This is a genomic window from Pantoea sp. CTOTU49201 (genome assembly GCF_032054795.1).
Classification (GTDB): Bacteria; Pseudomonadota; Gammaproteobacteria; order Enterobacterales; family Enterobacteriaceae; genus Pantoea; species Pantoea symbiotica.
Genome location: NZ_DAMBSA010000431.1, coordinates 1 through 3838, shown reverse-complemented (window position 1 = coordinate 3838; position 3838 = coordinate 1). Strand labels below are relative to the sequence as shown.

Below are 3838 nucleotides of genomic sequence, written 5' to 3'. Positions count from 1 at the left end.
CGGCCAAAGAGAAAGCGGCACAACAGGCGAAAGCCGCCGCAGAATCGAAAGCTAAAGCGGATGCTGAAGCCAAAGCGCAGGCTGCTGCCGATGCGAAAGCGAAAGCGGCTCAGGAAGCGAAAGAAGCGAAAGAGCAAGCGGCTGCTGAGGCAAAAGAAAAAGCTGCAACTGAAGCGAAAGAGAAGGCTGCAGCCGAGGCGAAAGCCAAGGCCGATGCAGCTGCGAAGGCCAAAGCGGATGCAAAAGCGAAAGCGGCTGCCGATGCCAAAAAAGCCGCCGCTGAAGCTGCGAAGAACGCAAACGCCGTTGACGATCTGTTAGGTGGTTTGTCTTCTGGTAAGAATGCACCGAAAAGCGGCACCGCATCGGGTGGCGCTGCAGGGCAGGGTAATCAGAAGAAAGCGGGCGCGTCAGGCGCAGATATCAATAATTATCTGGGGCAAGTGGTCGGCGCGATTCAGAGCCGTTTCTACGATGCTGATTTGTATAAAGGTAAAGAGTGCAACCTGCGCATCAAGCTGGCACCGGATGGTTTACTGATTGATGTTAAATCGGAAGGTGGCGATCCAGCCTTGTGTCAGGCAGCAATCGCTGCCGCGAAGCAGGCGCGTATTCCAAAGCCGCCTTCGCAGGCGGTGTATGAAGTGTTTAAAAACGCACCTATGCGTTTCAAACCAGAATAATGCAGTAACGTACGGCAGGTTGAACTATGGTTAGCTCGCCGTACTCTATAAGTACTCGTGTTTTTCAGGAACTGTGCGAATTATCATGAACCTCTGGTTCAGGTAAGGGAGAAAAGATGAAGCAGGCACTTCGTGTAACCTTAGGTTTTTTTGTACTGCTGTGGGCAGCAATGCTTCATGCAGAAGTCCGTATTGAAATTACGCAGGGCGTTAACACCGCACGTCCTATTGGTGTGGTTCCGTTCCAATGGGCTGGCCCAGGCGCGGCACCAGAAGACATCGGCGGGATCGTTTCTGCTGACTTACGCAACAGCGGTAAATTCAATCCGCTCGATCGTTCTCGTCTGCCACAACAGCCAGCCAGCGCGCAGGAAGTTCAACCTGCCGCATGGAGCGCATTGGGTATTGATGCGGTCGTGGTCGGCCAGGTAACGCCAAACGCTGACGGCAGCTATCAAATTGCCTATCAGCTGGTGGATACCGGCGGCGCACCAGGCACCGTGCTGGCACAGAACTCTTATAAAGTGACCAAGCAGTGGCTGCGTTATGCAGCGCACACTGCCAGTGACGAAGTGTTCGAGAAGCTGACCGGCATTAAAGGCGCATTCCGTACTCGTATCGCCTATGTGGTGCAGACCAACGGTGGTCAGTTCCCGTATGAGTTGCGCGTGTCGGATTACGATGGCTACAACCAGTTTGTGGTTCACCGTTCACCGCAGCCATTGATGTCTCCGGCCTGGTCGCCAGATGGCAGCAAAGTGGCTTACGTGACCTTCGAAAGCGGCAAATCTGCGCTGGTTGTGCAGACGCTGTCTAACGGTGCAATCCGTCAGGTGGCTTCTTATCCACGTCACAACGGAGCGCCAGCCTTCTCACCAGACGGTTCTAAACTGGCCTTCGCGCTGTCGAAAACCGGTAGCCTGAACCTGTACGTGATGGATCTGGCCTCTGGTCAGACGCGTCAGGTGACGGATGGTCGCTACAACAGCACTGAACCGACGTGGTTCCCGGACAGCCAGACGCTGGCTTACACCTCGGATCAGGCCGGTGCGCCTCAGATTTATAAAGTTGGTATCAACGGCGGTGCGCCACAACGTATTACCTGGGAAGGTGCGCAAAACCAGGATGCGGATGTGTCAACCGACGGTAAAACTATGGTGATGATCAGCAGCGCCGGTGGCGCTCAGCATGTCGCCAAACAGGATCTGGTAACGGGAGCCGTTCAAACAATAACGGACACGTTCCTGGATGAAACGCCGAGTCTGGCGCCAAACGGCACAATGGTAATCTATAGCTCTACTCAGGGGATGGGTTCCGTGTTGCAGTTGGTTTCAACCGACGGGCGTTTCAAAGCGCGTCTTCCGGCAACTGATGGACAGGTCAAATTCCCTGCCTGGTCGCCGTATCTGTGATGCATAGGTCCCCTGCACGGCGGGGGATTAAAATGTATGGCAAACAAAATAATAGGATAAAGAAATGCAACTGAACAAAGTGCTGAAGGGTTTGATGCTGGCTCTGCCGGTTATCGCAGTAGCTGCATGTAGCTCACACAAAAACAACAATAACGATCAGACCGGTATGGGCGCTAACGACGGTGCTTACGGTGCTGGTCAGAACGGTAACATGTCTTCTGACGAGCAAGCGCGCCTGCAGATGCAGCAGCTGCAGCAGAACAACATCGTTTACTTCGGTCTGGACAAGTATGACGTGGCTTCTGACTACGCTCAGATGCTGGATCAGCACGCGGCATTCCTGCGTGGCAACCCGTCTTACAAAGTGACCATCGAAGGTCACGCGGATGAGCGCGGTACTCCAGAATACAACATCGCCCTGGGCGAACGTCGTGCAAGCGCCGTTAAGATGTATCTGCAAGGCAAAGGCGTTTCTGCTGACCAGATGTCTATCGTTTCTTACGGTAAAGAAAAACCAGCTGTACTGGGTCATGACGAAGCGGCTTACGCTAAAAACCGTCGTGCCGTACTGGTTTACTAAGAAAATATCATGATGAGTAACTTCAGACTTCATCTGTTGAGTCTGTCGTTACTGGTTGGTTTAGCGGCCCCTTTGGGGGCTGCTAATGCCCAGGCGTCAATCAGTAGCGTTGGCTCAGGCTCGGTCGAAGACCGCGTCACCACTCTTGAACGTATCTCAAATGCCCAGGCTCAGCTTCTGCAGCAATTGCAGCAGCAGATGAGCGACAACCAAAGCGATATCGATTCGCTGCGCGGGCAAATCCAGCAAAACAGCTATCAGCTTAATCAGGTGATCGAGCGCCAGAAACAGCTTTATCAGCAAATCGACAGCCTCAGCTCCGGCAGTAACGGTGCGCAGGCCGGCGGTGGTGCGGATGCCGCTGCTGCGGGCGCTGCGGGTGCCGCAGCGGCTGATAGCGGTAGCAGCGATAACGCCAGTGCGGCCGCGCCAGCACAAACCGGCGATGCCAACACGGATTACAATGCTGCCGTTGCGCTGATTCTGGAGAAGAAGCAGTACGATCAGGCGATTACTGCCCTGCAGGCTTGGGTGAAGAAATATCCTGATTCTACCTATCAGCCGAATGCCAATTACTGGCTGGGTCAGCTGTATTACAACAAGGGTAAAAAAGACGATTCGGCCTATTATTTTGCCACTGTGGTAAAAAATTACGCGAAATCGCCAAAAGCCCCGGAAGCGCTGTTTAAGGTTGGCGTGATCATGCAAGAGAAGAACGACACGGCGAAAGCCAAGGCTGTCTTCCAGCAAGTGATCAAACAATTCCCAAATAGTGATTCTGCTAAGCAGGCGCAAAAACGTCTTGCCGGGTTGTAATTTGTGCTTAAAAGACCGGATTTCGTGTGATTTCTGGTCTTACAGCATGAAAGGTAAGCAATTGAGACATTTAGTGGAAAATAAGGGTTGCGCCCTCCCGCTAAATCAGTAATATATGCCGCCGTTGCCGGGACATATCTTAACAAGTATCGGCAGCACTGAAGATGGGTCGTTAGCTCAGTTGGTAGAGCAGTTGACTTTTAATCAATTGGTCGCAGGTTCGAATCCTGCACGACCCACCATCTCAACCCGTTGTAAGTGAGATGATTTCTTCAGTAAGCTTCACAACCTTGATGGGTCGTTAGCTCAGTTGGTAGAGCAGTTGACTTTTAATCAATTGGTCGCAG

Annotated in this window: 4 protein-coding genes and 1 tRNA gene; all 5 read left to right on the top strand. The window is 52.8% G+C overall.

Translation table 11 applies throughout. From position 1 onward, the window contains the following. A partial coding sequence (gene tolA / locus RTY00_RS21550; RefSeq protein ID WP_312666121.1) for a cell envelope integrity protein TolA occupies window positions 1-683 on the top strand: 683 nt, incomplete at its 5' end. Window positions 684-799: 116 nt separating this feature from the next. After that, on the top strand, window positions 800-2095 hold the full coding sequence (gene tolB, locus RTY00_RS21545; RefSeq protein WP_008107394.1) for a Tol-Pal system beta propeller repeat protein TolB: 1296 nt from the start codon (window positions 800-802) through the stop codon (window positions 2093-2095). A 64-nt stretch (window positions 2096-2159) separates the two neighbouring features. After that, complete coding sequence (gene pal, locus RTY00_RS21540) at window positions 2160-2675, top strand: peptidoglycan-associated lipoprotein Pal (protein ID WP_008107396.1); 516 nt, start codon at window positions 2160-2162, stop codon at window positions 2673-2675. A gap of 9 nt (window positions 2676-2684) precedes the next feature. Continuing rightward, window positions 2685-3491 carry a cell division protein CpoB gene (gene cpoB / locus RTY00_RS21535; protein ID WP_008107398.1) on the top strand — a complete coding sequence of 269 codons (807 nt, stop codon included), beginning with the start codon at window positions 2685-2687 and terminating at the stop codon, window positions 3489-3491. A gap of 166 nt (window positions 3492-3657) precedes the next feature. Continuing rightward, window positions 3658-3733, top strand: a tRNA-Lys gene (locus RTY00_RS21530). Window positions 3734-3838 lie beyond the last annotated feature (105 nt).